At 63.9% G+C, this 22887-nt stretch carries 22 protein-coding genes and 1 pseudogene; 3 read left to right on the top strand and 20 right to left on the bottom strand.

The features are described 5' to 3' along the window. The first annotated feature begins 41 nt into the window (after nucleotides 1–41). The gene (locus tag IP89_RS05070) at nucleotides 42–929 is read left to right on the top strand and encodes an acyltransferase (protein ID WP_043308095.1); all 888 of its coding nucleotides are present in this window, start codon (nucleotides 42–44) and stop codon (nucleotides 927–929) included. Between the two features lie 6 nt (nucleotides 930–935). Here IP89_RS05070 and IP89_RS23635 read toward each other — a convergent pair whose 3' ends face one another. Both IP89_RS23635 and IP89_RS23630 read right to left on the bottom strand, forming a co-directional pair. Beyond that, on the bottom strand, nucleotides 936–1412 hold the full coding sequence (locus tag IP89_RS23635) for a hypothetical protein (RefSeq protein WP_256203106.1): 477 nt from the start codon (nucleotides 1410–1412) through the stop codon (nucleotides 936–938). 100 nt (nucleotides 1413–1512) lie between these two features. Next, nucleotides 1513–1962, bottom strand: a pseudogene (locus IP89_RS23630) (TMAO reductase system protein TorT); the annotation flags it as partial. Between the two features lie 130 nt (nucleotides 1963–2092). Here IP89_RS23630 and dbpA point away from each other — a divergent pair. Next, entirely contained in the window at nucleotides 2093–3466 is a 1374-nt protein-coding gene (gene dbpA / locus IP89_RS05060) for an ATP-dependent RNA helicase DbpA (RefSeq protein ID WP_043308094.1), read from the top strand. 13 nt (nucleotides 3467–3479) lie between these two features. Further along, nucleotides 3480–4727, top strand: a complete 1248-nt coding sequence (locus IP89_RS05055; RefSeq protein ID WP_043308093.1) for a diguanylate cyclase domain-containing protein — start codon at nucleotides 3480–3482, stop codon at nucleotides 4725–4727. Between the two features lie 32 nt (nucleotides 4728–4759). On the opposite strand, the gene IP89_RS05050 is transcribed toward IP89_RS05055, so the two are convergent. The 18 genes from IP89_RS05050 to IP89_RS04970 all read right to left on the bottom strand — a co-directional run bounded on the left by IP89_RS05050 (nucleotide 4760) and on the right by IP89_RS04970 (nucleotide 22797). Beyond that, complete coding sequence (locus tag IP89_RS05050; RefSeq protein ID WP_043308092.1) at nucleotides 4760–5506, bottom strand: ABC transporter substrate-binding protein; 747 nt, start codon at nucleotides 5504–5506, stop codon at nucleotides 4760–4762. Nucleotides 5507–5916: 410 nt separating this feature from the next. Beyond that, nucleotides 5917–9705 carry a DUF6701 domain-containing protein gene (locus tag IP89_RS05045; RefSeq protein WP_052080958.1) on the bottom strand — a complete coding sequence of 1263 codons (3789 nt, stop codon included), beginning with the start codon at nucleotides 9703–9705 and terminating at the stop codon, nucleotides 5917–5919. After that, nucleotides 9702–10067 (bottom strand): hypothetical protein, encoded by a 366-nt coding sequence (locus IP89_RS05040; protein WP_256203101.1) that lies wholly within the window; start codon nucleotides 10065–10067, stop codon nucleotides 9702–9704. Before IP89_RS05040 ends, IP89_RS05045 begins: the two co-directional genes overlap by 4 nt. A 43-nt stretch (nucleotides 10068–10110) precedes the next feature. Then, the gene (locus IP89_RS05035) at nucleotides 10111–10992 is read right to left on the bottom strand and encodes a type II secretion system protein J (RefSeq protein ID WP_043308090.1); all 882 of its coding nucleotides are present in this window, start codon (nucleotides 10990–10992) and stop codon (nucleotides 10111–10113) included. After that, the gene (locus tag IP89_RS05030) at nucleotides 10992–11429 is read right to left on the bottom strand and encodes a prepilin-type N-terminal cleavage/methylation domain-containing protein (RefSeq protein ID WP_043308089.1); all 438 of its coding nucleotides are present in this window, start codon (nucleotides 11427–11429) and stop codon (nucleotides 10992–10994) included. Before IP89_RS05030 ends, IP89_RS05035 begins: the two co-directional genes overlap by 1 nt. 14 nt (nucleotides 11430–11443) lie before the next feature. Continuing rightward, entirely contained in the window at nucleotides 11444–11887 is a 444-nt protein-coding gene (locus tag IP89_RS05025) for a Tfp pilus assembly protein FimT/FimU (RefSeq protein WP_043308088.1), read from the bottom strand. Nucleotides 11888–11893: 6 nt separating this feature from the next. Beyond that, nucleotides 11894–12382 carry a type II secretion system protein gene (locus tag IP89_RS23810; protein WP_081963175.1) on the bottom strand — a complete coding sequence of 163 codons (489 nt, stop codon included), beginning with the start codon at nucleotides 12380–12382 and terminating at the stop codon, nucleotides 11894–11896. 21 nt (nucleotides 12383–12403) lie between these two features. After that, entirely contained in the window at nucleotides 12404–12940 is a 537-nt protein-coding gene (locus IP89_RS05020) for a type II secretion system protein (protein ID WP_043308087.1), read from the bottom strand. 17 nt (nucleotides 12941–12957) lie between these two features. Beyond that, complete coding sequence (locus IP89_RS05015) at nucleotides 12958–13476, bottom strand: hypothetical protein (protein WP_043308085.1); 519 nt, start codon at nucleotides 13474–13476, stop codon at nucleotides 12958–12960. Then, nucleotides 13473–14708, bottom strand: a complete 1236-nt coding sequence (locus tag IP89_RS05010) for a type II secretion system F family protein (RefSeq protein ID WP_043308084.1) — start codon at nucleotides 14706–14708, stop codon at nucleotides 13473–13475. The genes IP89_RS05015 and IP89_RS05010 overlap by 4 nt, the downstream gene beginning before the upstream one ends. Beyond that, nucleotides 14705–16441 (bottom strand): GspE/PulE family protein, encoded by a 1737-nt coding sequence (locus IP89_RS05005; protein ID WP_305809607.1) that lies wholly within the window; start codon nucleotides 16439–16441, stop codon nucleotides 14705–14707. Before IP89_RS05005 ends, IP89_RS05010 begins: the two co-directional genes overlap by 4 nt. Continuing rightward, a complete protein-coding gene (locus IP89_RS05000) occupies nucleotides 16438–17799 on the bottom strand; it encodes a lipopolysaccharide assembly protein LapB (protein WP_043308083.1) in 1362 nt (453 codons plus the stop codon). The genes IP89_RS05005 and IP89_RS05000 overlap by 4 nt, the downstream gene beginning before the upstream one ends. Beyond that, complete coding sequence (locus tag IP89_RS04995) at nucleotides 17796–18722, bottom strand: ExeA family protein (RefSeq protein WP_043308082.1); 927 nt, start codon at nucleotides 18720–18722, stop codon at nucleotides 17796–17798. The genes IP89_RS05000 and IP89_RS04995 overlap by 4 nt, the downstream gene beginning before the upstream one ends. A 4-nt stretch (nucleotides 18723–18726) precedes the next feature. Next, the gene (locus tag IP89_RS04990; RefSeq protein WP_043308220.1) at nucleotides 18727–20331 is read right to left on the bottom strand and encodes a pilus (MSHA type) biogenesis protein MshL; all 1605 of its coding nucleotides are present in this window, start codon (nucleotides 20329–20331) and stop codon (nucleotides 18727–18729) included. A gap of 5 nt (nucleotides 20332–20336) precedes the next feature. After that, nucleotides 20337–20648, bottom strand: coding sequence for a general secretion pathway protein GspB (locus tag IP89_RS04985; protein ID WP_256203100.1), 312 nt, complete (start codon nucleotides 20646–20648; stop codon nucleotides 20337–20339). After that, entirely contained in the window at nucleotides 20641–21318 is a 678-nt protein-coding gene (locus tag IP89_RS04980; RefSeq protein WP_043308081.1) for a type II secretion system protein GspM, read from the bottom strand. Before IP89_RS04980 ends, IP89_RS04985 begins: the two co-directional genes overlap by 8 nt. Beyond that, a complete protein-coding gene (locus tag IP89_RS04975) occupies nucleotides 21311–21922 on the bottom strand; it encodes a PilN domain-containing protein (protein WP_043308080.1) in 612 nt (203 codons plus the stop codon). Before IP89_RS04975 ends, IP89_RS04980 begins: the two co-directional genes overlap by 8 nt. Further along, entirely contained in the window at nucleotides 21922–22797 is an 876-nt protein-coding gene (locus IP89_RS04970) for an MSHA biogenesis protein MshI (protein ID WP_256203099.1), read from the bottom strand. The genes IP89_RS04975 and IP89_RS04970 overlap by 1 nt, the downstream gene beginning before the upstream one ends. Nucleotides 22798–22887: the final 90 nt, after the last annotated feature.

Raw genomic sequence — 22887 nt, 5'->3', positions numbered from 1 at the left:
AGCGCCGTTATCATGGCGCCAATTCGCGACAAGGAGTGCCCATGCGACGACTGCTCACTGCCTGCAGTGTGGTTCTGCTACTGCTGCTCAATACCCTGGTCCTGATCGGCCCGATGCTGCTGATCGCCCTGCTCAAGCTGGTGCTGCCGGGCAAGGCGCTGCGCAACGCCTGCTCACGCGGGGTGATGTGGGTCGCTGAGACCTGGGCGGAGATCGACAAGCTGATCTTCGCCACCCTCACCCCCACCGTGTGGGACATCCGTGGCGGCGAAGGCCTGCGCGGCGACCGCTCCTACCTGGTGGTGAGCAACCACCAATCCTGGGTCGATATCCCGGCGCTGGTCCAGGCCTTCAACCGCAAGACGCCCTACTTCAAGTTCTTCCTCAAGCAGGAGCTGATCTGGGTGCCGTTCCTCGGCCTGGCCTTCTGGGCCCTCGACTACCCCTTCATGAAGCGCTACTCCAAGGCCTACCTGGCCAAGCACCCGGAGATGGCCGGCAAGGACCTGGAGATCACCAAGCGCGCCTGTGAGCGCTTCAAGGAGCTCAACGTCACGCTGGTCAACTACCTGGAAGGCACCCGCTGCACTCCGGCCAAGCAGGCCCAGCAAGGCTCGCCCTACCAGTACCTGCTCAAGCCCAAGGCCGGCGGCGTGGCCTTCGCCCTGGCCGCCCTCGGCCCGCAGCTGGACGCCCTGCTCGACGTCACCCTGGTCTATCCCGGCCAGCGCCCACCGGGCTTCTGGGCGTTGATCAGCGGCCAGGTGCCGAAAGTGATCATGGACATCCGCACCCGCGAGCTGGACCCGGCGCTGTGGGCCGGCGACTACGAGAACGATCCGGAATTCCGCCAGTACGTGCAGCACTGGGTCAGCCAGCTGTGGCAGGACAAGGACGCACGCATCGCCGAGCTCAAGCAAGAACTCTAGGCGCCACTACTGCGGCAGCTCGCGGCGGATCATCCAGTGCCCCTCGGGCGGCATCAGCCGGCTGATGTCGAAGTGCTGCAGGCTGGTCTTGTCGAGCATCTCGATCCGCGAGCTGACCTCCACGGGGTGCGGCTTGCCCTCCAGGGCGCGCACCGCCAGGTCGATGGCGATGCGCGCCTGCAGCACCGGTGAGTCGGTGGGCGCGGCCAGGATAAAGCCATCGCGGATCTGCTCGATGATGCGCTCGGTGGCGTAGGTCGCCAGCACCTCGGTGCGGCGGCTGCCGTTGCCCGTCTGCACAAGCTGGGCGGCGAAACCCGCCGCCTCGGCATTGCCCAGCAGGTAGTCGAGATGCTCGTGGGAGCCAAGCAGGTCGCGCACCAGCTGCGCCTGGCTGGCGCGGTCCACCGGCGCGTAACCACCGTGGTAGAGCGTCACCGGCTTGCCCTGTAGCACCTGGTGTAAACCGCGCTCGGAGCTCATCACCCAGCCGGCGCCCTGCGGCCCTGGCAGCCAGCCGAGGCTGTAGGAGCGCCCTGCGCTGCTCGATATAGGCGATGGCCGCGCGCGCCATGGCCGCGAAATCGACTCGCGCGTGGCCGGTCACCCCGGCGCACTCCAGGCCGTTGGACAGGTCGATGACCGGACGCTTGGCCGCCAGCAGCCGGGCGACCTCGGGGCACAGGCCATCGGTATTGATGGCGGCGATGACATAGGCATCCGCTTCGGCCGCGCGGCACTCCTGCAGTTGTCGTTGCTGCACGGCAGGGTTCTCGTAGCCACCGGCCTCATAGATGCCCAGCTGCACGCCCTGGCGCGCGGCCTCCTGGTCCAGCCCCCAGGCCACGCCCCACCAGTAGCGGTCCTTGCCGTGCGGCAAAAGCGCGCAGATGCGCCAGGGCTGCGCCGCGCGCGGCAGCGGCCGGTACTCTTCGGCCCGGCCATCGGCCTCGACCGCCACCGGGTACCACTCGGCCGCGGCCGGCAGGCTGGCCAGTGACAGGCACAACAACAGCCCCTTGAGCGTGCGCATCGATGGCGGCCTTAGCCTTGGGCGGCGAGTTAGTCTGCTTCCAGCTTAGGCGCTGATGGCCGATTTTCACGCGGGCCGCGCCGGTCACCCCTGCTACAATTCGCGGCCACGCCTCCACCAGGTTCGCCCCGTGACCACCGCCTTCGCCTCACTGCCGCTGTCCGCCGCCATGCGCGACAACCTCGCCGCCCTCGGCTACGCCGAAATGACGCCGATCCAGGCCGCCAGCCTGCCGCTGATCCTCAAGGGCCGCGACCTGATCGCCCAGGCCAAGACCGGTAGCGGCAAGACCGCGGCCTTCGGCATCGGCCTGCTGCACCCGCTGAATCCGCGCTTCTTCGGCTGCCAGGCACTGGTGCTGTGCCCGACCCGCGAGCTGGCCGACCAGGTGGCCAAGGAGCTGCGCCGCCTGGCCCGCGCGGCGGACAACATCAAGATCCTCACCCTCTGCGGCGGTGTGCCGCTGGGCCCGCAGATCGGCTCGCTGGAGCATGGCGCGCACATCATCGTCGGCACCCCAGGGCGCATCCAGGAACACCTGCGCAAAGGCACCCTGAAGCTGGACGGGCTCAATACCCTGGTGCTGGACGAAGCCGACCGCATGCTCGACATGGGCTTCTTCGACAGCATCGCCGAGGTCATCGAGCAGACCCCGGCCAAGCGCCAGACCCTGCTGTTCTCCGCCACCTACCCGGCGGGCATCGAGCAGCTGGCCGCACGCTTCCTGCGCAGCCCCGAGCGAGTGCAGGTGGAGGCGCTGCACGACGACGGGCAGATCGAGCAGCGCTTCTACGAGATCGATCCCAAGCAGCGCATGGAGGCGGTGATCCGTCTACTGCGACACTTCCGCAAGCAGCCGGCGGTGGCCTTCTGCGCCACACGCCAGCAGTGCGACGAACTGGCCGCCCTGCTCGAATCGGAGAAGATTTCCGCTGCCGCCCTGCACGGCGACCTCGAACAGCGCGACCGCGACCAGGTGCTGACCCTGTTCGCCAACCGCAGCCTGAGCGTGCTGGTAGCCACCGACGTGGCCGCCCGCGGCCTGGATGTTGCAGGCCTGGAGCTGGTGATCAACGTCGAACTGGCGCGTGATGCGCAGGTGCATATCCACCGTATCGGCCGCAGCGGCCGGGCCGGCGAGAAGGGCCTGGCCCTGTCGCTGGTGGCGCCCAGCGAGGCCTACCGCGCCCAGGCCGTCGAGGAGCTGCAGGGCAGCCCGCTGACCTGGCAGCTGCTCGGCGAGCTGAAGGACAAGGGCGAGGCGCTGCTGCCACCGATGCACAGCCTGTGTCTGGCCGCCGGGCGCAAGGACAAGCTGCGCCCTGGCGATATTCTCGGCGCGCTGACTGGCGACGCCGGCATCCCCGGCGACAAGGTCGGCAAGATCGCCATCTTCGATTACCAGGCCTACGTGGCGGTGGATCGCAGCGTCGCCAAGCAGGCCATGCAGCGTCTGCAGAGCGGCAAGATCAAGGGTCGTTCGGTGAAGGTGCGGATGTTCTAGAGGGAAGTTGGCGATGCGCAATATTCTGGTGGTGGAAGACAGCCCACTGGTGCTGAAGATCCTCGAACATCTGTTCCGTCAGGAGCCCGAGCTGGAGCCGCTGTTCTGCGCCTCGCTGGGCGAAGCGCAGGTGCTGCTGGAGACCTCTTCGGCGCTGTTCTTCGCCGCCATCGTCGACCTCAACCTGCCCGACGCGCCGAACGGCGAGATCGTCGACCTGGTGCTGCAGTACAGCCTGCCCTGCATCGTGCTCAGTGGCTCCTATGACGAGCACCGCCGCGACGAGCTGCTGCTCAAGGGCGTGGTCGACTATGTGCTGAAGGAGAGCCAGCACTCCTACGAATACGCCTTCCGCCTGCTGCACCGGCTGGAGAGCAACAGCCACGTGAAGATCCTGGTGGCGGAAGACTCCGAAGCCACCCGCCACTTCATCCGCCGCGTACTGACCCCGCACCTGTACCAGATCATCGACGCCTGCGACGGCGACGAGGCGCTGCGTATCCTGCAGGAGCAGCCGGACATCGACCTGTTCCTGGTCGACCACAGCATGCCTGGCCTGAGCGGCTTCGAGCTGGTCAAGCTGCTGCGGCAGAAGATGAAGCGCCACGAGATGATCATTCTCGGCCTGTCGGCCGACGCCAAGGGCTCGCTCAGCGCCATGTTCATCAAGCATGGCGCCGATGACTTCCTACGTAAGCCGTTCTGCCCCGAGGAGCTCAACTGCCGCGTGATGTCCTGCCTGGAGCGCCGCGACATGCTGCACGCGCTGAAGCAGGCGGCGCTGTTCGACTCGCTGACCGGTCTGTACAACCGCCGCGCTTTCTACGAGCAGGGCGTGGAGATGATGCGCCAGGCGCAGAAGAGCAAGCAGAATCTCAGCGTGGCGATGATCGACCTCGACCACTTCAAGGTGATCAACGACGAGCACGGCCACGCCAGCGGCGATGCCGCCCTGGTGCAGTTCGCCCGCACCCTGCGCAAGACCTTCCCGGACAGCCTGCTGGGCCGCCTGGGCGGCGAGGAGTTCGCCCTGGTCAGCCAGCTCGACGGCGACACCGTCGGCAAATGCCTGGAACTGCTGCGCCGCCAGTGCGCCGCCCTGAAGTACGCCAGCGGCGCCCCGCCGCTAGGCTTCAGCGCCGGCATCTACCACGGCGCCCCGGACGACCTGGAAAGCCTCCTGCACCTGGCCGACATGCGCCTGTATCAAGCCAAGCACAGCGGCCGCGGACGCTCTGTCGCCACCTCGCAGGTCGATTGAAGGTCGGCGCGTAGCTCACGCCCCCAGGCAGCCTATTCGTCGCCCTCCAGGCCATGCCGCTGGAAGATGCGCCTGTAGCCGCCGTCCGCGCGCATCGCCTCGATGCTGGCGTTGAACTCGCGGACGATCTGCTGGTGCATCGGGTGGCTGCGCCGCACCAGGATGTGCAGGCCGTTCTCGCTCAGCGGCGTCTCGATGAACTCCACCGAGTTGCGGATTTCCCGCAGGTCGCGGTTGAGGTGGTACTGCGCCACCAACTCGTCCTCCAGGGTCAGCTGCACCCTCCCCGCCGCCAGCATGCGCGCGCCCATGGCGAACTCCAGCACCGGCACTTTGCTCAGCCCCTCGGCGCTATCGAAGGCCGCGTCGTAGCTGTAACCGCGCACCACGGCGATGCTGTAGGCGCTCAACTGCCCCAGATCGGTGTACTCGATGGGCATGCCGGTGCGGCGCAGGAAGCGAATGCGATTGACCAGATAGGGATCGGAGAACAGCCCGTAGCGGGTGCGCTCGGAGCTGTACCAGGCAGCGACCACCACATCGTAGTCACCCTGCTGCAGCCCACGCAGCACCCTCGCCCAGGGCACCTCGACATACTCGGTGCTGTGCCCGGCGCGCTGCAGGGCGGAGCTGACCAGATCCACCGCCAGCCCGTTGTTGGGCAGCGTCTGATCGGTGAAGGGCGGCCAGGCATCGCCCGTCAGGCGCAGATGCTCGGCCATGGCCGGCGCGTCCAGCAGCAGCGCAAACAGCAATGCCCAACCGCGTAATCCGCTCATGCGCCATGTCCGACTGCTAGAAGACCCTCTGAAGACTAGTCCCCACAACTCGATCCGCACAGCTCCCGGCACCTGTTGCACCGGCATGCACGACATCACCAGAAGCGTGGTGCAGAAGCAGAAAAATCAGCTTCGCGCCGGCTCGGTCATAAAACTGGCACACCTCCTGCTTAGTATCAGGTAACTCCAGTTTTGGGGACCTTGGTACAGGCAGGCCGGGGAATCCCCTCTTTTACACCCCAGGCAAAAAGGCCGCCCTCACAGGCGGCCTTTTTCATTTCTACGCAAGAAATCAGGTATTTCGGCGCTGCTTTCTACGCTGACCAGCGCCCCTGGCAGCCAAATCGCCACGAAAGCGCCAGATCACAGGCGAACGATTCTGGTGCAATCGCACCGATCCGGACCATGGATTAGCGGTAAACCTCGCGGCGGAAGATCAGTGGCGCTGCGCCTTTATAGATGCCAAATGTCGCGAGCCCCGCTGGATCGTCCAGAGTCCCATCCCCATTCCAGTCAAACTTGAGCCAACTGGGCGCCGGGGTGAAACGCACCCACTGGCTACCACCACTCTGTGCTCCAGGTGCAGAAAGTTGGTACGCGCCGACACCTGCCGAGAGCACGTAAGGAAGATCTGCCAAAGCCGGAGTGCCACTACCACTGTCGGTACGCTGATAAGGGTCTAGTACTACCGGCTTGAATGCCGTGCAACTATCCAGCGTATTGAGCGCGTAAACACTCCCGTTGAAGTAATTCACCCTGAACGGCAATGCTAAACCTTGCAGCTCTGAGCCATGGGCATTGCCGATACGAGCTTGGCCAAGATAGAAGCTCGGTAAATACGCCGAGTCAGCTTGTCCAGATGGATTTCGCCCTTCGTCCTTAACACTCCCGGTCACCCCATCGCTATCAGTCGCCCTGACTTCAGCCTCTAGACTGTAGGGCGCGCGAGGCGCGCTGAACTGGTAAGCAAGACCGTTAGTTGAGTATTCGAGATAGCCCCTCTTATCTTGGCCCGGGACCGACTGTTCTGTGATGTTGGTGGTGGCCCCCGAGAGCACGCCCTGTGCACCTGGATCGGCATAGGCGATGCCAGGAGCAGTGCTCTTCAGCTTCGCGAAGGCGCCAACATAGTTTTTCGTCACGCTGCCGCTTCTATTAACTGCAGATAAGGAGCCGCTGGCCGAAAATGGCTGCCCTGCCTTTGCCAGTTGTGCCGGAGGGCCTACCAGGCCCACCAGACCTGCGTATGTGAAGCCGTTGCATACGGGACTCACCATGGGGTCGGCGAGTTGGAAGCTCGCGGGGTAGAAGCGACCAATTTTTTCGCTAGCGCTGAGCACCTCTAGTGAGTTATCGCTAGAGCCGTCGCTATTACCCACCCCAGGAGCGTTGAGATAGCTGGTTGGCGGTGTGGCCGTAATGGTGAACACTCCTACCTCAGAAATACTCTGGTCGGTAAGCACCTTCTCGCCGCCGTCTACCGCAGCTATATCTATTTTGCTCACCTTCAGGCTGCCCAACTCTCCACCACCTGGCGCAACCAGGCTGTGTGTCAGCACTATTTCGCTTTGCCGGTAGTTCGGTGTCTTCAGGTTGCCGATGCACAATCCATCCGTGTCACCGCTCTGCCAGGCCACGCCACCTACACGCAAGCGGAAGGAATCTCCCGCAGCCACGAATTTGGAGCAACTGGCATCGCCTACCGCACAGTCGCTATTGGGGCTATCGCTGTATACGCACAGACCGACTGGGCGAGAAACAAATGAGTCGCTTCCCAGCATGACCAGCCCCGAGTCATTTCCAGTGGTGGGCATATAACTTGCGTTCAGAGCCATCTGCCCGGCATCCGTGTAGCGCACCATGAACTTGGCTTTCGCTTGCTCATCGAACGCCAGGCTGACATCCGTACCAGGGCTTGCCGTCGCGACACTGCCGCCGTTAACAGCAACGGCACGCGTGCCAGTATTTGGCTCTCCGTAGGTGGACCAGAACTTGAGCGTGCGAGTGACCTTCTGGAAAGCCGGCACACACAATTGCGTAGTGGCATCCTTGCGCACCGCCTGGATGCTGACCTCATGTTCGGTGTTCGCGACCATGTGGGGTACATCAAAAATGAACCCGCTCTCGTAAAAGACCATGGGGCAACTGCTCATCGCCCCACCGTTGGCGCACTTCGGCGTACTCAGCGGTTTGAGGGGCCCACTGACATTGGTGACGCCAAAAACAATACTCCCAGGCGTCGTGCTCCGGTATTGCGCAGTCCCGATACCCCCGGTCAATGTCAGGCTGTTACTACCGACCCACCCCGCAGTTGGACTCAGCGTGACCGTCACTGGATCGGGATAGAGACTGGTGCAATCGGCATCCATGCATGCTTTGACCGTCACCGTCCCCGGCTGGCAAGTCAGCGCGCTGCCGTCATGCTCGATACGGATATGATCGATCTGCTGACCAATCGGATTGAGTCGAGTCGCGCAGACCTGCAGATCGTCCAGTTCATGGATATTGTTCGAGCCACCAGTGGAGCCAGTCAGCGACATGAAGAAATCACTCGGCAGGGTCGACTGGCCGGTGAAGGTACGCACATCGAAGGACGAGATCAGGGTGGTAAAACCCGAGCCGGTGTTGCGCTCCACCATGACCATGGTCTTGCCCGTCGTACGACTATCCAGGGTTATGCGATATGTATGGCCAGGCCCTGCGGTAGTGCCGGACACATCAATTCCTGGATTCAGGTTCGCCGCAGTACCCGCCAGATAGCGGTAACCAGTGGTGCCGCTGCCTGCGCCGCGAATAGACACCGAATCCTGGCGCTGGCCGGGTCCACCGCTGCGGGTCTCGGTAGGGTTGGAGAAGTTGCCGTACTCATCCATTGCCACTGCCAGCCAGCCACCGGCGAATCCGCTGATACCGTTCGACTGGGCATAGCCAAGCGAACCACCATAGCCTCCCGGCTGCGGTGTGATCGAAGCATCTGAGAAAATCAGCGCCACCCCGTCGGCGCCATTGCCGCTATAACCGTAGTACTTGAACTGCACCTGCACGAAGTTGTTGGCTGCCGGCAGCAAACGCTGCAGGGTCGCGCCGGTGGCCACGTTGCCGGTATTGTCGGTCAAGCGCAGGCGGCTGCCCACCGTCTTCGGCACACCGAAACTGCCGTTACGGCTGGTCACCGCCCAGTTACTGGTACCGAGGTCCGAGCGATTGAAATTGTCGGTGAAGCAGGTGCTGACCGGGCTGTCGTCACACAGCGTGGTCGGGTTAGTGACGCTCGGTGTGCAGGTCCCGTAGACCTTGCTATTGCCGGTACCGCTAATGGCGTTGTTCCAGTTGCCTGCCGAGACATCGCCATAGATAGTGCCATTACTCAACGTCACGGTATTACCGCCGGTGATTGCACCGGTGATGGTCGTGTTGTTGATCTGCAGCGCGCCGTTATTGCTGATATTACCGGTTACATAGGCGTCATTGATGGTGATAGTGCAACAACTGCCTTCTATGTCCGCATTGATCGTGCCTCCGGTGATCGAGGAACTGCCATTGGTGGCAGTCACCTTGCCATTGAGGTTAGTGCCGTTGGTGGTCACGCCGTTCCTTGCGGTAAGCGTACCGGCCACCGAGCCTCCAGTAAGGTTCGCGTTGCCGTTGGTACTCACGGAGCTTGAGAAGGTCGTCCCGCTGGCTGTCAGACCATTGGTAAAGCTTACGTTGCCAGTGATGCTGGTGCTGGTGAGGTTGCCGTTGCCAGTACCCGTTACGCTGCCACTCACGCTGGACGATGTGAGCGTCACGGTGCCACTGGAGGTCTGAATGGAGCCATTGATGGTGACGTTGCTCAGGGTAATCAGCCCGCTATCGTTGAGCACCGAACCATAGATGGTGGTGGCCGATGAGCCCGCCGTGCGGATCTCGTTGTACGCCGCACGCAGGGTGATGTTGACAGTGCTAGAGCCAATCACGTTACCGCGCAGGACGAAGCCGCCGTCGGCAGATACCGTCTGAACGCTATTGCTGGTGACCGTATCGCCGGAAGAAAAGCTGATCACCGCGTTGCAGCTGTTGGTACCGGAAGTCCAAGTCCCCTGACACGGCGGGAAACTACTTGCAGGCAAGGTGTAGGCCGCGCCCCATACGGCACTGCTGAGCAGTACCAGCAGCGGCAGAAGAAGCAGACGAAGGTAGATGGCAAACGACTTCACGGCGAGCGCTCCACTACAGCGGTCAGTTGCCGATAGGCGTAATCCGTGCGCCCCGCCGGGGTGCCATTCTGCGCGGTGGCGGTGAAACGATAGATAGTGATGGCCACGCCCTGCTCATCGGTATAGCTGGTTCTACCGCAGGCCACCGCGACGGCGAACTCGCTCAGATTGCCACCGAGCGTGGGACTACCCACCGCACAGGTGCCGGCATTGAAGGCCTGGGTAATACCCCATTCCAGACCTGATCTGGCTGCTTGGTAGGCCCGCGCCTGCTGGATGGCCAGGCTGCTGGTGCCATGCTGGCCAGTGGACAAGCGAGCCATGGCAGCGATCAGCAGCGCCACCACGATGATCAGGAACATCGCGGCCACCAGGCCGAAGCCCGCCGAGCGGGATAGTCTCAGATCAGGGGGCATTGTCGACGTGGACCTGCTGCATCAGTTGCACGCTCTCGCCATCCCGGCTGAGCTGTAGATTGAGGGCTAGCAAGCCAGCACGCTGGGTACTACCAGACTGATAGACGAACCCGCAGCTAGCGACATTGGCCGCCACCGGTTGCGGATTGGAGCCCGCAGGAGGGTTATTTGGAATCGCGTTGAGCAACTGGGTGTAGCTATAGCGCAACAACTGATTGCCAACACAGCGATATCCCACCACTACCTGCGCCAGGTACAAACGCCGCTGCGGCGAGGCAAAGGCGAACTGGAAGCCGCCGGCAGGCAGGTTGCTGAGAATGATCTGGCTCTCACCTGCCGGAGTATTGCTGACCACGCTGAAGGTGGTACCGGTCGGGGTGATCACCCCAGGATTCGCATAGCTCCAGACATTGCTACCGGCAACCGGATTACCGCCGGACTCAGCCCCAACGTTGTACAGCACCATCCAGTTGGCGCCCGCAGGATTGATGCTGGCATCGAGCAGCTGCACGCTGTCGCAGCGGGCACCGGTCGTCGAGCTGCCACAGGTGCCGGCGGTAGCGCTGGAGAAGCTCAACCCCTCGCCCCCCACCCGGTTAGGGCGATAGCGTCCAGCGCTGTGAATCAGCAGCATCTCCACCGCCTGACCATTGGCCGAGACACGCAGTGAGTTGGGAATGGCCAGACGCACATCACGACTCATGCGATTCAAGGCACCTGCCGCCTGATCCACCAGGATCGCCCGCCGGCTCTGGCCGACGAAGCCCTCCATCGGCCGCGACAGCACGGTAGTGATCATCAGCGCCACCAAGCCAGACAGAGCGATGACCATCACCAGTTCGACCAGGGTGAAACCGCGCAGACGCTCCATCAATAACGCGTCCTGTAGCCGCCGAGCTGCAGCTGCTGACCGGCAGGGTCAGTCACGGTGACCAACACATAGAGTACGTTGGCCGCAGCCAAAACATCCCATTCTTGAGCAGTCACCGAAGCCTGCACTCGATAATTAGCCAATCCCGTAATGGCCTGACCACGGGCATCCCGCGCGCCATTGTCATTGAGGCCATTGTAGTCACAGACATTGTCGTAGCTGGAGCGATTGGCCGGAGCCGCCGGGCATACGGCATTGCTTGGATCGAGGAACGGCTGCAGAAGAATCTCTTCCAAGTACGCCTCTGCGATGGCCAGGCTCTGTTGCCGCAGCATGGGATCTGCCGAACGTCCACCGATAGCCGCCATGGCGCTGTAAAGTGCAGCGGCAGCAATACCGATAATCACGATGGTGATCACCAACTCGATCAGTGTCATACCGCGCTGGCGCCTCATTGCACCAGACCGGTGGTTGCAGCCACGTTGATTGTGAAACCACTGATGGTGGCGGCAGCCGCAGTCGAGGGCTCGCCCTGGGAGCCAAACACTACCGGGAAGGTAGTCGACGTGACGCTTACCCCACTAGGTAGTGCCCGGGCATATGGAGTCTGGCCATCCGGGCCCTGCACATCGACATAACTACCACTGGTACAGGATGCGGCCCGCTGTACGCTATAGCCACTGGCATTGTTCAGGCTCACCTGAATCAAGCAGCCGCTGGCCAGCGCCAGCTTTTGCCCATAGCGCACGGCGGACAGCGCCTCTTCGTAGTACAAGCGCTGATCAAATACCGAGCGCTCAAAGAAGCGCGGCCCCACTACGGCTGCGAGAATGCCGATGATGACCATCACCAGCATCAGCTCTACCAGAGTGAAACCACGCCCTGTTTGTTCCATCCGCTATCAGCAACCGCTGTTAGTAATGGTCACTACCGGAGCTGCGGTAATTGGCGCTGTATTGTCAGTACCTGCAGTGGCCGCTTTATAGGTGACCTGGCAGGTTGCGCTGAGCTTCCCAGTTAACTGGTAGGTAACTGTACTGCCCCCAGCTGCGGCACCGCCGGTTGCGGTGTAGTCACTTGAATCAACAATACCTACCGCCGCACTGATACCTGCACCAGCGGTAAGAGCCTGCGGATAACCATTCACCATCACAACATCTGTACCGTCCAAGTTCACAGAGGCCCCCAAAGCAGAACCCTTGGCCAGCTGACTAGAACGCGCAATAGCTGCAGCAGACTTCAGAGAGCCGGCCAAACCATTCAAGGAGGCTTTTTTTGCATCACTACTCAAGTCGGCAAACCTCGGTAGAGCAAAGGCAGCCAGGATGCCCAGAATCACTATGACCATGATCAGCTCGATCAGAGTAAATCCGCTTTGTTGTCTCTTCATGGGTCTACTTCCTTATTGGGATTAGTTAAAGGTGTTGGTTACTTCGCCAGTGCTGGCGTTGTATTCGATGAAATCGTCCGCATCGTCGAGCTGATAGGTGAAGCGGCAGGTAGTGCCAGTGCCAGTGGTTATGTAATCAACATTACCGCCAGTACCCACAGTAGGCGCAGAGCCCTGTAGAACGCTGGTGAACACTTGGTTGCAGGTATTTGCACTCATAGCAGCATTGGCGCCTGGCGTACCAGACCGACCAGTGCCAATCGGCCAGCCGTTGGCATTAACATCAACATCAGCATTGCCAAAACCACCCACATCAATCTGGCAGGTATTGCTGCTGGTACAGCCGTTACCGTTGACACCACCATTGCGGTTCAGCTCGTATTGCGAACGCACTAGTGTCACAGCCGAAGCCAGCGCCCCAGCGACACCTTCAACGGCTGCGCGATGCGCATCCTTGGTCGCGTTCATGAAGCGCGGCAGCGCCACCGCGGCGAGGATGCCGAGGATGACGATCACTACCACCAGTTCGATCAGGGTAAAACCTTTGCTGTTCTTCATCGTGCTTCCTCTCTGACTCAAAACCCTTGCGCGGCCAATTCCACGGCAGGGACCGCCTCAAGCTCCAGGGCAAAGGCATTGCGAACCGATTGTGACGCAGTCGACATTACATCGGGAACCGCCAGCAACCGCCAAACCCGCACCTCACTCCCTTCCCTTGTCCATCCGTCCGCAAAGCGCGGCCGGTATAACACCCAGGCCTGCTGCGGCAGCCAGTACCAGCAGCCGGCCTCCGGCTCATCACCCACGGCCAGCTCGCCGCAATAGTCGTCCTGCTGCCAACGCAGCAGCACGAACGGATTCCTTTGCCTCCAGGCCGCGTCCGGTAACTGGTCCTTGGCCATCTGCTCCGCCGCCATATGCGTGAGGCTGGCAGCCAGATTTTCGCGAGTGGCCTGCATGGCCCGCTCTTCACTGACCTCGGCTATTTTCCAGCCTAGCGCCAATAACAAACCTGTCGCCATGATCAGGGTCAGCCCCCAGCCAAATAGGCGTGAGCGACGCACCCAGTAATCGGCCTCGTAGTCCGGGCTCACGCGCCGCCCTTGGCCACGGAAGCCAGCTCCCACATGGGTAGGAACACACCCAGGGCCAAGATCAGCACCAGCCCGCCCATGGCCACGATCAATATAGGTTCGATGGCCGATGCCAATTGTTTGAGGTCGTAATCGACCTCCTGTTCATAGAAATCGGCCACTTCGACGAACAGGTCGTCGAGTGCACCTGTCTCCTCGCCCACCGCCATCATTTGCAGCACCAGCGGCGTGAACAGCCCGCTGGCCGAAGCGGTGCGGGTCAGAGCCTCGCCACGCTCGACACCCTCGCGCATGCCGAGGATGGCCTGGCCGATATGCCGGTTGCCGACGCTGGCACTGTTGATCGACAGGGTCTGTAGCAGCGGTACACCAGCGCGGTACATCATGGCGAATGTGCGGGTGAAACGGGCCAGGGCGATGCGCTCGAAGATGCCGCCGACGATGGGCAGGCGCAGTTTGGTCGCGTCCCACTTTAGCGCCCCGGCCTCGGTTTCCGCCCACTTGAAGAAGGCGTAGAGCCCGCCGACGAAGACCAGCAGCATCAGCCACCAGAAATCCTGGAAGAACTGCGAGGTGCCGATCAGCACCCGGGTCGGCCAGGGCAGCTGGGCATGGAACTGTTCGAAGACCTTGGCAAAGGCCGGAATCACGAACAGGTTGATCACCACCAGCGCCACACCCATGGCTGCCATCACGAACAACGGATAGCGAGTCGCCTGGGTGATGCGTTTGCGCGTCTCGCGCTCCAGCTCCAAGTAATTCGACAGCTGGCGGAAGGCCTGGTCGAGCTGACCGGTATTCTCGCCTACGCTGATCATGCTGATGAACAGGGTGCCGAACACCTTGGGGTGGGCATGCAGTGCCACCGCCATGCTGACTCCGCCCTCTAGGTCGGCACGCACCTCCTGTAGTACCTCGCGGAAGTACTGGTTGCGGTGCGACTCAGCCAGGCCGCCGATGGCACGGATGATCGGCACGCCGGCCTTGGTCAGGCTGTACATCTGCCGGCAGAAGATGATCAGCTCCTCGAGGTCGATGCTCTTGCGCCGCAGCTTCTCCTTGAGTGCGGCAAACACGTCCTCGCCGCTCTGTTCGGCCTGCTCTTCGATGGTCAGCGGAGTGATCTTCTGCGCCAGCAGGTCGCTGGCCACGCTGTCGCTGCTGGCGCCCTGCAGAGTGCCGACGACCTTGCCGCCCTGGGCATCGCGCCCGGTGTAGCGAAACTGGCTCACACCACGACCTCATCGGTGAGGGTGGCGCAAACCTTGAGCACCTCCTCGACGCTGGTCACGCCAGCCAGCGCGTAGTCCAGCGCACAGGCTGCCAGCGGGCGGTAGTTGGCGCTGGCCTTGGCTGCCTCGGCAAAGCCGTGCGGGTCGTTGCGGCGCAGCGCGGCGACCATTGCCTCGTCCATCTCCAGCAGTTCGAACACGCCCAGGCGCCCGGCATAGCCGGTGTTGTGGCACTGGTGGCAACCGCCCCCCAGCTTGAAGGCACGCCCGGCCAGTGGGGCACCGTGCAGGTTCTCCAGCCAGGCCATCTGCTGCGGCTCGGGCTGGTGGTCTTCCATGCAGTTCTCGCAGACCCGGCGCACCAGACGCTGGGCCAGCACGGCGTTAAGCGAGGTGGCGACCAGGAAGGGCTCGGCGCCCATGTCGATCAGGCGCATGGCCGAGGTCAGCGCATCGTTGGTGTGCAGGGTGGACAGCACCAGGTGACCGGTAAGCGCGGCGCGCAGGCCGATCTCGGCGGTCTCCTGGTCACGCATCTCGCCGATCAGCACGATGTCCGGGTCCTGACGCAGGGCGGCGCGCAGCACGCGGGCGAAGGTCAGCTCGATCTTGGTGTTGACCTGTACTTGGTTGATCCGCGGCAGACGGTATTCGACCGGGTCCTCCACGGTGATGATCTTCTTCTCCGGGCTATTCAGCTCGGCCAGCCCGGCGTACAGCGTGGTGGTCTTACCCGAGCCGGTGGGGCCGGTGACCAGCACCATGCCATAGGGACGCTGCAGCAGACGGCGGAAGCGCGCCAGCATGTCCGGCGGCATACCGCCGGCATCCAGGCTGGCGATGCCGGCGCTCTGGTCGAGCAGACGCATCACCACCGATTCGCCGAACTGCACCGGCATGGTCGACACCCGCACATCGATGGCGCGGTTCTTCACCCGGATGTTGAAGCGGCCGTCTTGCGGCAGACGCTTCTCGGAGATATCCAGGCCAGACATGATCTTCAGACGCATGACAAGCGCCGAGGCGATGCGCTGCTCCTTCATCACCTGCTCGTTGAGCACGCCATCGATACGTTGGCGAATGCGCACCACGCCTTCGTCCGGCTCGATGTGGATGTCCGACGCCTTCATCTGCACGGCGTCCTCGAACAGCGTCTGCAGCAGGCGCACCACCGGCGCGTCGCTGACGTTGTCGGCACCGAGCTTGGACAGGTCGAAGTCGCTGTCCTGCAGCTCGCCTTCCAGCTCGCCGGCGATCGAGGCGATCTCGCTGGTGCGCCGATAGACCAGGTCGAGGGTCGCCAGCAACTCGGCCTCGCGCACCACCGCCGGGTGCACGCGGGTCTTGAGGATGCGCTCCATCTCGTCCTGGGCGAACAGGTCGAGCGGGTCGGACATGCCTACCAGGATGCCGCCGCCCTCGCGCGACAGCGGGATGGCGCGGAAGCGCCGGGCCATGGCCTCAGGCAGGGTCTGTACCAACTGCTGGTCGAACTTGAAGTGTTTGAGCTCGATGAAGGGAATCTTCAGCTGCTCGGACAGCGCGGTGAGCAGCTTGACCTCAGCGACGAAGCCCATGTCGACCACGGTACGGCCGAGCTTGGAGCCGGTGCGCTTCTGTTCCTGCAGGGCCTGCTGCAGCTGCGCATCGTTGATCAGCCCGGCCTGCACCAGCAGGTCGCCAAGGCGAATCTTGCGCTGTGCTAAGTCGGAGGGGCGAACCTCATCCATCATCCTCGGCCTCCCAGCGCCGTGGCTCGTTCGCTGGCGAAGCGCCGGGCGCTCTCGTCCAACCCCAGTCCCTGCAGGGCCAGGCGGTAATGTCGGGCAGCTTCGGCCGGCTGGTCGAGCTGCTCCAGGGCGATGGCCAGGCCCAGTTGCCAGGTGGCCTGGGTCGGGCGCAGGGCGACCATCTGCCGGTACAGCGCAGCGCTCTGCTGCCATTGCCCGGTCTGCTGGTAACTGGCGGCCAGCAGCGCGTGATAGGTCGGTTCCTGGTCCAGCGCTGGAGCGTTCTGTTCCAGCGTAGCCACGGCCCCCATGGTGTCGCCGGCCTGTAGCTGGGCGCGTGCCAGCAGCAGGCGCAGCTCGCTGTCCTGAGGCATCTTCGCCAGCTGCTCCGGCAGCCAGCTGAGCAGACGCGCCTGCTGACCATCGCCCAGGTAGGCGCGGGCCAGCCAGCGCATCACTTCCGGATCGCGACCACGGGTCTTCTGCAGGGCCTCAAGCTCGACAATGGCCTTGCGGTAGTCACCGGCCTGAATGGCCTGGCGTGCATTGGCCAGGCCATCGGGGCGATAGGGTTCGATCTTCACTTCCGGCGGCCCACTGACCGGCGCGGGCTCGGCCACGGGAGCAATCGCCTCCGCCTTGGCCGCCGGCACAGGCGCGGTGGCCCAGGCTGGCATCTCCGGCTCGGCCGCGCGTTCTTCGGCAGGCAAGGCGGCGGGAAGCTGATCCAGCTCGACCGGTGCCTCGTTGACGGCCACCGGCTCGTTCAGCGGCACCTCGATCCACAGCATCCAGCGGTCGCCGGCAGGCTCCAGACGATCGCGCACTTCCAGCCCTTCGCCGAGGCCGACCAGCAGCACCTGCACATCCTTGCCCTGCGCCTCGACCCGCCAGGACAGGCTGCGACCGTTACGCTGCACGCGGCTGGACTGCGGCCCACCGACCAGTTCCACACCCGGCAGGCGTAGGCTGACCGCCCCGCCCTCCTCGGTGCGCTGATAGGGCACCGAACGCTCCAGCAGCAGTTGCAAGGTCAGACCACGGGCATCGTTCTGCGGCAGCACCTCCAGCAACCGCGGCGGCGCCACCACCGGCGCCACGGCAACCGCCGGCTCGGCCTTGGGCATCACTCCGCCCCAGGGAATCTGGCCGTTGACCACCCGGCCGATCATCACGCCGATCAGGGTGGCGATCAGCATCACCGCCATGAACCAGATGGAGCCACGGCGCAGACGCTCCCACTGTTCGCGACGACTGGCACCGGCCTCGTCGACCGCGTGCAGGCCTTCCAGAGCGAGACGCTCGGTGGGCGCGGCGCGACGATCCTCGAGGTCGCGCAACATGTCGTTGACCAGGCTCATGGCAGCAGCTCCCGCCACTGGCTGAGCCAGGGCCAGGCGCCGACCACGACCAACAGCGACAACGCCGCCAGCCCCCAGCCGAACCAGGCCGGGCGCCGGCGCAGGAAAGGCTGCGCGCCCTCGGTGTCCAGTTGGGCGCGGCGCACATGCTCGCTGGCGACCTGCCGCCGCCCTTCGCCGAAGGCCACCATCAGCGCCTTGTGCGCGAGGATGTTGATCAGCCGTGGGATGCCGCCACTGCCACGTACCAGACGGCGGATGGCGCGCGGCGCGAACAGCGGCTCGCCGCGATAACCGGCCACGGCCAGGCGCTCGTTGAGGTAGCGCGTGCAGTCGCGCACATCGAGCGGGCGCAGCTGGTAGGAGAAGGTGATGCGCTGGCGCAGCTGGCGGAACTCGTCGCGCGCCAGGGTGGCGTCCAACTCGGGCTGACCGAACAGCACGACCTGCAGCAGCTTGGCCTGCTCGGTCTCCAGATTGGTCAGCAGGCGCAGGGCCTCCAGGGTCGCGGTGGGCAGGGCCTGGGCCTCGTCGATCAGCACCACGGTGCTGCGCCCCTCGACCGCCAGCTGGATCAGCCGGCGATGCAGGGCATCCAGCACGCCCTGTGCATCCAGTTCCTCAATGCCCTCGATCAGCAACTCGCGGGCCAGGGCCTGGCGCAGTCCTACCGGGCTCATGCCGGGGTTGGGCAGGTAGGCCAGCTGGTAGCGCTCGCCCTCCAATTCGTTAAGCAGTGCACGGCACAGCAGGGTCTTGCCGGTACCAACCTCGCCGGTGACCTTGATGAAGCCCTCACCCTCACCCAGCGCCACGCGCAGCAGATTGAGGCAGGCCTGATACGGCGCCAGCTGCACCAGAAAACCGGTGTTGGGCGTCAGCGCGAAAGGCTTCTCGCGCAGACCGAAGTAGGCCTCGTACATCGCCTTATCTCAGCTCCTGGAAGGTTTCCGCGCTGCGCTTGAGCTCGTTGAGCCAGACATCGTCGGTGACCACCTGCGGACGCATGAGGATGACCAGCTCACTCTTCTGCAGCGACTTGCGCTGCTGCTTGAACAGGTTGCCCACGATCGGCAGGGTGCTGGCCCACGGCACTTCGGCGTCATTGTTCTCGTTGGTGTTCTGCAGCAGGCCGCCGATCACCACCACCTGGCCACTGCGGGCGCGCACGATGGAGTCGGACTGGCGCGAGGTGGACAGCGCCAGTGGCAGGTTGAACACGTTGTCTTCGCCCAGGACGATGGTCTTGTTCTGATCCTGTACACGACTCACGGTCGGTCGCACGTGCAGGGTGACCACGTCGTTCTGGTCGATCTGCGGCGTCACGTCCAACGAGATGCCGGAGAAGAACGGCGTCAGAGTCACGTCCTGGGTCGGCTGGGTAACGCCGGCGACAGTGGTGGTGGAGCTGTTGGACGACACCTCGGTGACGAAGAACTCGTCGGTACCGACCTTGATCACCGCCTTCTGGTTGTTCAGTGTGGAGATGCGTGGGCTGGACAGCACGCGCACCTCGCCCTGGGTCTGCAGCAGCTGGATCAGGCCGGTGAAGTCGCCGATGGTAAGGATGCCACTGAACACGCCGCCGATGCCGTCGGGACCGGTGATGGTATCGCCGTCGAGTGCGCCGCCGCCGTCGCTACCGATCTGCTCCCAGCTGATGCCCGCCTGGAAGCCGTCCTTGAGTTCGACCTCGAGGATCTTGGTCTCCAGCACCACCTGGCGCTGCAGGTTGCGCTGCGCCTGTTCGAGGAAGCGCGCGACGTTCTCCTGATCGGCGCTGTTGGCACGAACCACCAGCAGACTGGCCTGCGGGTTGACCACCACGCTGTTGCCTTCCTCGCCGCCGACGATGGCACGTACCACGCCCTCGACTTCTTTCCAGAAGTCGACATTGCTGGTGGTCACCACCTTGCTGGCGTTGAGCGTGGTCACCGAGCGGTCGCTGTTGGAGCTGCCGCCATTATTGTTGCTGTTGGAGCTGGAATCGCTCTCGGTGCTCTCCACCTGGCCGGAGCTGACCCGCGTGTCCGACTCGCCCAGGCGCTGCAGGTTGAGGTAGTTGAGGTCGTAGCTGCGGGTGACGATCTTGTTCGGCAGGATCTGGTAGCCGTAGCTGGTGCGCCGGTAGTCGTAGCCGTAGCTGTCGCGCACGGCGGCGAGCACTTCTTCCAGGGTCACGCGACGCAGGCTGAAGGTGATGTTGCCGGTGACCTCCGGGTGCACCACCAGGTTCTGCCCTGCGCCCTCCATCAGGCTGAGGAAGAAGTCGCGGGCCGGCATGTCCTTGACCGCCACATCGAAGCGCGGGCCGCCGCTGTAAAGGCTGCTAGTCAGCGGTGGCAGCAGGGCCGCCTGCACCGAGGGCGGCGGGGTCACCTTGCGCTGGGCATCGGCCTGCCGCACGCTCTCGTCGAGTATCTTGCCGCTCTGTTCGTAGAGCTGCTTGTCGCCATCGATGAAGGTCTGGCAGGCGCTGAGCAGGCAGGTCACGCCCAGCAGCAGACAGCGTTTCGACAGGTTCGGAGTCATGGGCATCATCGGCTCGGCTTCATAACGGGTTCAGCCAGGCGCAGCAGCTCTCGCTGGCCCTGACGCTCGATCAATACGGATTGCGGATGGATGGCCAGCACGCGCAGGCCGGCGTGTTCTTCGCCGACGCGCAGGGTCTGGCCGTCGATCACCGCGCGGCTGCCATGAGCTCCACGCAGTATGGCCTGCAGCTCAAGAGCCGCAGGCGCGTGCTCCGCGCTGGCCGGACGCAGGTTGGCCGGCGGCTGGGTCGGATCGACGGCCGCCTGGGCCAGGCCGCAGCCCAGCAGTAGGCTCAGTAGCAGGGTTCTAGACACCGACCCATCCCGCCTTGCGGCTCAAGGTGAAGAGTTTCAGGCTGATCTTGGCGCGACTCGGGCCGGCCTCACCGACCTCGTAGTCGAGGCTGTCCCAGTTCAGTTTCCAGCCGCTGCTCTGCACGGCAGCGAGGTACTGCAACAGATCGAAGTAGCCGCCCTCCAGCTCCAGCACCAGGCCATGGCGGTACAGGGTCACCTCGGCAGCAGCCGGTTTCTCAACTGCCGTTGTGCTGGCCGGCTGGTTTTCCTGCGGCAGCTGCACCGGCTCGCTGAAGCTCTGCATGCCCATCAGGCTCAGGCCCTGCTGGGCCTTGAGCAGGCTCTCCAGCACCGCCTTCATCTTCTCCGGGGTCACCAACTCGGAGGTGCCGGTATCGACCTGGCGGATCAGATCCTCGCGGGTGGCGGAGGCCACGAGCAAGGCACTGCGGTAGGGGATATTGGGATCGGCCTTGAGCCTGGCATCGAGCTCGGCGAGTCCAGCCTCCGCCTCGGCGGCGCGCCCTTCGGCCAGCTTGGCGGCGGACTCGCGGCTCGCCACTGCAGAGCTCAACGGGTCGCCGATCAGCAGCAGATAGCACATGCCCAGCAGCGCCAGGCCCACGCAGTAGGTCAGCCACTGCTCACGGGCGGCCATGCCCTGCCAGCGCTGCAGCCACTTATTCATCGGCCTTCTTCTCCTGATCGGCGGGGCGCGAGGACAGGTCGAAGTCCAGCAGTTGGTCCTCGCCGCGCTTCACATCCAGGCGGGCGAACTCACGCCCCTTGAATACTTCGCTGGCGCCCAGGGCGTCGAGATACACCGGCAGCAGCTCCTGGTTCTGGCTGCGCCCCTGCAGACGCAGCTGCGCGCCGCCGTCGCTCAGGTGGATGCCATTCAGCCACAGCCCGCCCTGCGGATGCTGCTCGGCCAGGGCCTGCAGCGGTACGGCGAAGCCGGCGCGATGCTGCTTGGCCAGCGTCTGCAGGTAAGCCATGAGCCGCTGCAGTTCACGATTGCGCGCCTCCTGAGCGGCCAACTCGGTGGGCAAGTGCTCGTCCAGGTGTGGTTCGATGAAGCTGGCCTGAGCAGTGGCCAGGTTCGCTTCCTGCTGCTGCGCCTTGAGTTCGGCCGCGGCCTGGTGCTGCCCGGCGGCGTGCCACTGCCAGCCCTGCCAGGCGGCGTGGATCAGACAAAGCAAACCCAGCAGGGCCAGACCAAGCAGCATCTGCACCTTTTCCGGGCCATCCCGACGCTGGCGCTCGACCTGGTAGAGGTTGACGTTCTGCATCAGGACACCTCCTGACGCAGGGCGCCGCCGACAGCCGCCATGCAGTAGGCCTGCTCGGTGCTGTCGATCTCGGCGCTGGCCTGGCCGGGGAACAGCTCGCGCAGATCCAGCCCCTGCAGCTTGACCGCCAGGCCGGCGGACAGCGCCTGCAGCGCAGCCGCGCCGTCTCGCTTGGTCGGCAGCAGCAGCAGGCGATTGATGTAGCCCTTGCCCAGCTGGCTCTCGAAATAGTCGAGCGAGCGCTGAATCTCCAGGGTCACGGTGCCGTAGTCGCCATTCGCGCGATCCAGGCCCTGCTCGATGCGCCGCACCATGTACAGGTCGGCGCCGCTCTGCACGCAGATCACGCCCTCGCTGGAGCGCAGGCGCAGCAAGGCGATATTCATGTTCTCGGCGCCGGCCAGCAGGCCGAGGTTGCGGAACGCCAAGGCAGTGATGTCGATGCTGTGGAGATGCAGGCCGGCCTGTTCGATCAGGTCGCCGCAGGCCTGCATGCGTGCCTTGGCCAGCACCGCACAATAGGCCATGCGCGAGCGGCCACGGTAGGCGTCATCGGGCAGACGGAAGGCATCCACCACCACCTGCTCCAGCGGCTCGGCGATCTGGTCCTTGACCCGCCAGCGCATGGCATCGCGCAGCTCTTCGGCGGCCACGTCGGGCGCATCGAGCAGCAGCATCTGATAAGTCGCGGGGTGCAGAACCAGATTGACCGGCATCCCGGTCAGGCCACGCTCGGCGACCAGGGCCTTGAGCGCAGCGGGTTGCTCGGCCGGAGCGGCCTTGCGAAACAGACAGTCGAGCAGACGCGGCGCCTCACCGGGCACACGCTGTACACGCGCCAGGGCAATGCCTTCGGGCCCGGTCTCGATGCCCAACAACCCGTCCGCTGTCGTTCTTTTTTTCGCGAACCACACCAACGGCGAAATCCCCCTTGCTCCCTGCTCCGCTCACCCTTGTTCGGGCGA

The organism is Pseudomonas sp. ML96 (assembly GCF_000761545.1).
Taxonomy (GTDB): Bacteria; Pseudomonadota; Gammaproteobacteria; order Pseudomonadales; family Pseudomonadaceae; genus Aquipseudomonas.
Note: the sequence above shows the minus strand (reverse complement) of the source record. Positions and strands in the feature narration are given on the sequence as shown.

What these genes read in the sequence shown, in the direction of transcription:
- IP89_RS05040 (WP_256203101.1), bottom strand. Translation starts at nt 10,067, where the DNA reads ATGTTCCTGATCATCGTGGTGGCGCTGCTGATCGCTGCCATGGCTCGC.
- IP89_RS23810 (WP_081963175.1), bottom strand. Translation starts at nt 12,382, where the DNA reads ATGAAGAGACAACAAAGCGGATTTACTCTGATCGAGCTGATCATGGTC.
- IP89_RS04990 (WP_043308220.1), bottom strand. Translation starts at nt 20,331, where the DNA reads ATGACTCCGAACCTGTCGAAACGCTGTCTGCTGCTGGGCGTGACCTGC.
- IP89_RS05005 (WP_305809607.1), bottom strand. Translation starts at nt 16,441, where the DNA reads ATGATGGATGAGGTTCGCCCCTCCGACTTAGCACAGCGCAAGATTCGC.
- IP89_RS04975 (WP_043308080.1), bottom strand. Translation starts at nt 21,922, where the DNA reads ATGCAGAACGTCAACCTCTACCAGGTCGAGCGCCAGCGTCGGGATGGC.
- IP89_RS05000 (WP_043308083.1), bottom strand. Translation starts at nt 17,799, where the DNA reads ATGAGCCTGGTCAACGACATGTTGCGCGACCTCGAGGATCGTCGCGCC.
- IP89_RS04995 (WP_043308082.1), bottom strand. Translation starts at nt 18,722, where the DNA reads ATGTACGAGGCCTACTTCGGTCTGCGCGAGAAGCCTTTCGCGCTGACG.
- IP89_RS05050 (WP_043308092.1), bottom strand. Translation starts at nt 5,506, where the DNA reads ATGAGCGGATTACGCGGTTGGGCATTGCTGTTTGCGCTGCTGCTGGAC.
- IP89_RS23635 (WP_256203106.1), bottom strand. Translation starts at nt 1,412, where the DNA reads ATGAGCTCCGAGCGCGGTTTACACCAGGTGCTACAGGGCAAGCCGGTG.
- IP89_RS05035 (WP_043308090.1), bottom strand. Translation starts at nt 10,992, where the DNA reads ATGGAGCGTCTGCGCGGTTTCACCCTGGTCGAACTGGTGATGGTCATC.
- IP89_RS05070 (WP_043308095.1), top strand. Translation starts at nt 42, where the DNA reads ATGCGACGACTGCTCACTGCCTGCAGTGTGGTTCTGCTACTGCTGCTC.
- IP89_RS05025 (WP_043308088.1), bottom strand. Translation starts at nt 11,887, where the DNA reads ATGGAACAAACAGGGCGTGGTTTCACTCTGGTAGAGCTGATGCTGGTG.
- IP89_RS05030 (WP_043308089.1), bottom strand. Translation starts at nt 11,429, where the DNA reads ATGACACTGATCGAGTTGGTGATCACCATCGTGATTATCGGTATTGCT.
- IP89_RS04980 (WP_043308081.1), bottom strand. Translation starts at nt 21,318, where the DNA reads ATGAATAAGTGGCTGCAGCGCTGGCAGGGCATGGCCGCCCGTGAGCAG.
- IP89_RS05055 (WP_043308093.1), top strand. Translation starts at nt 3,480, where the DNA reads ATGCGCAATATTCTGGTGGTGGAAGACAGCCCACTGGTGCTGAAGATC.
- IP89_RS05020 (WP_043308087.1), bottom strand. Translation starts at nt 12,940, where the DNA reads ATGAAGAACAGCAAAGGTTTTACCCTGATCGAACTGGTGGTAGTGATC.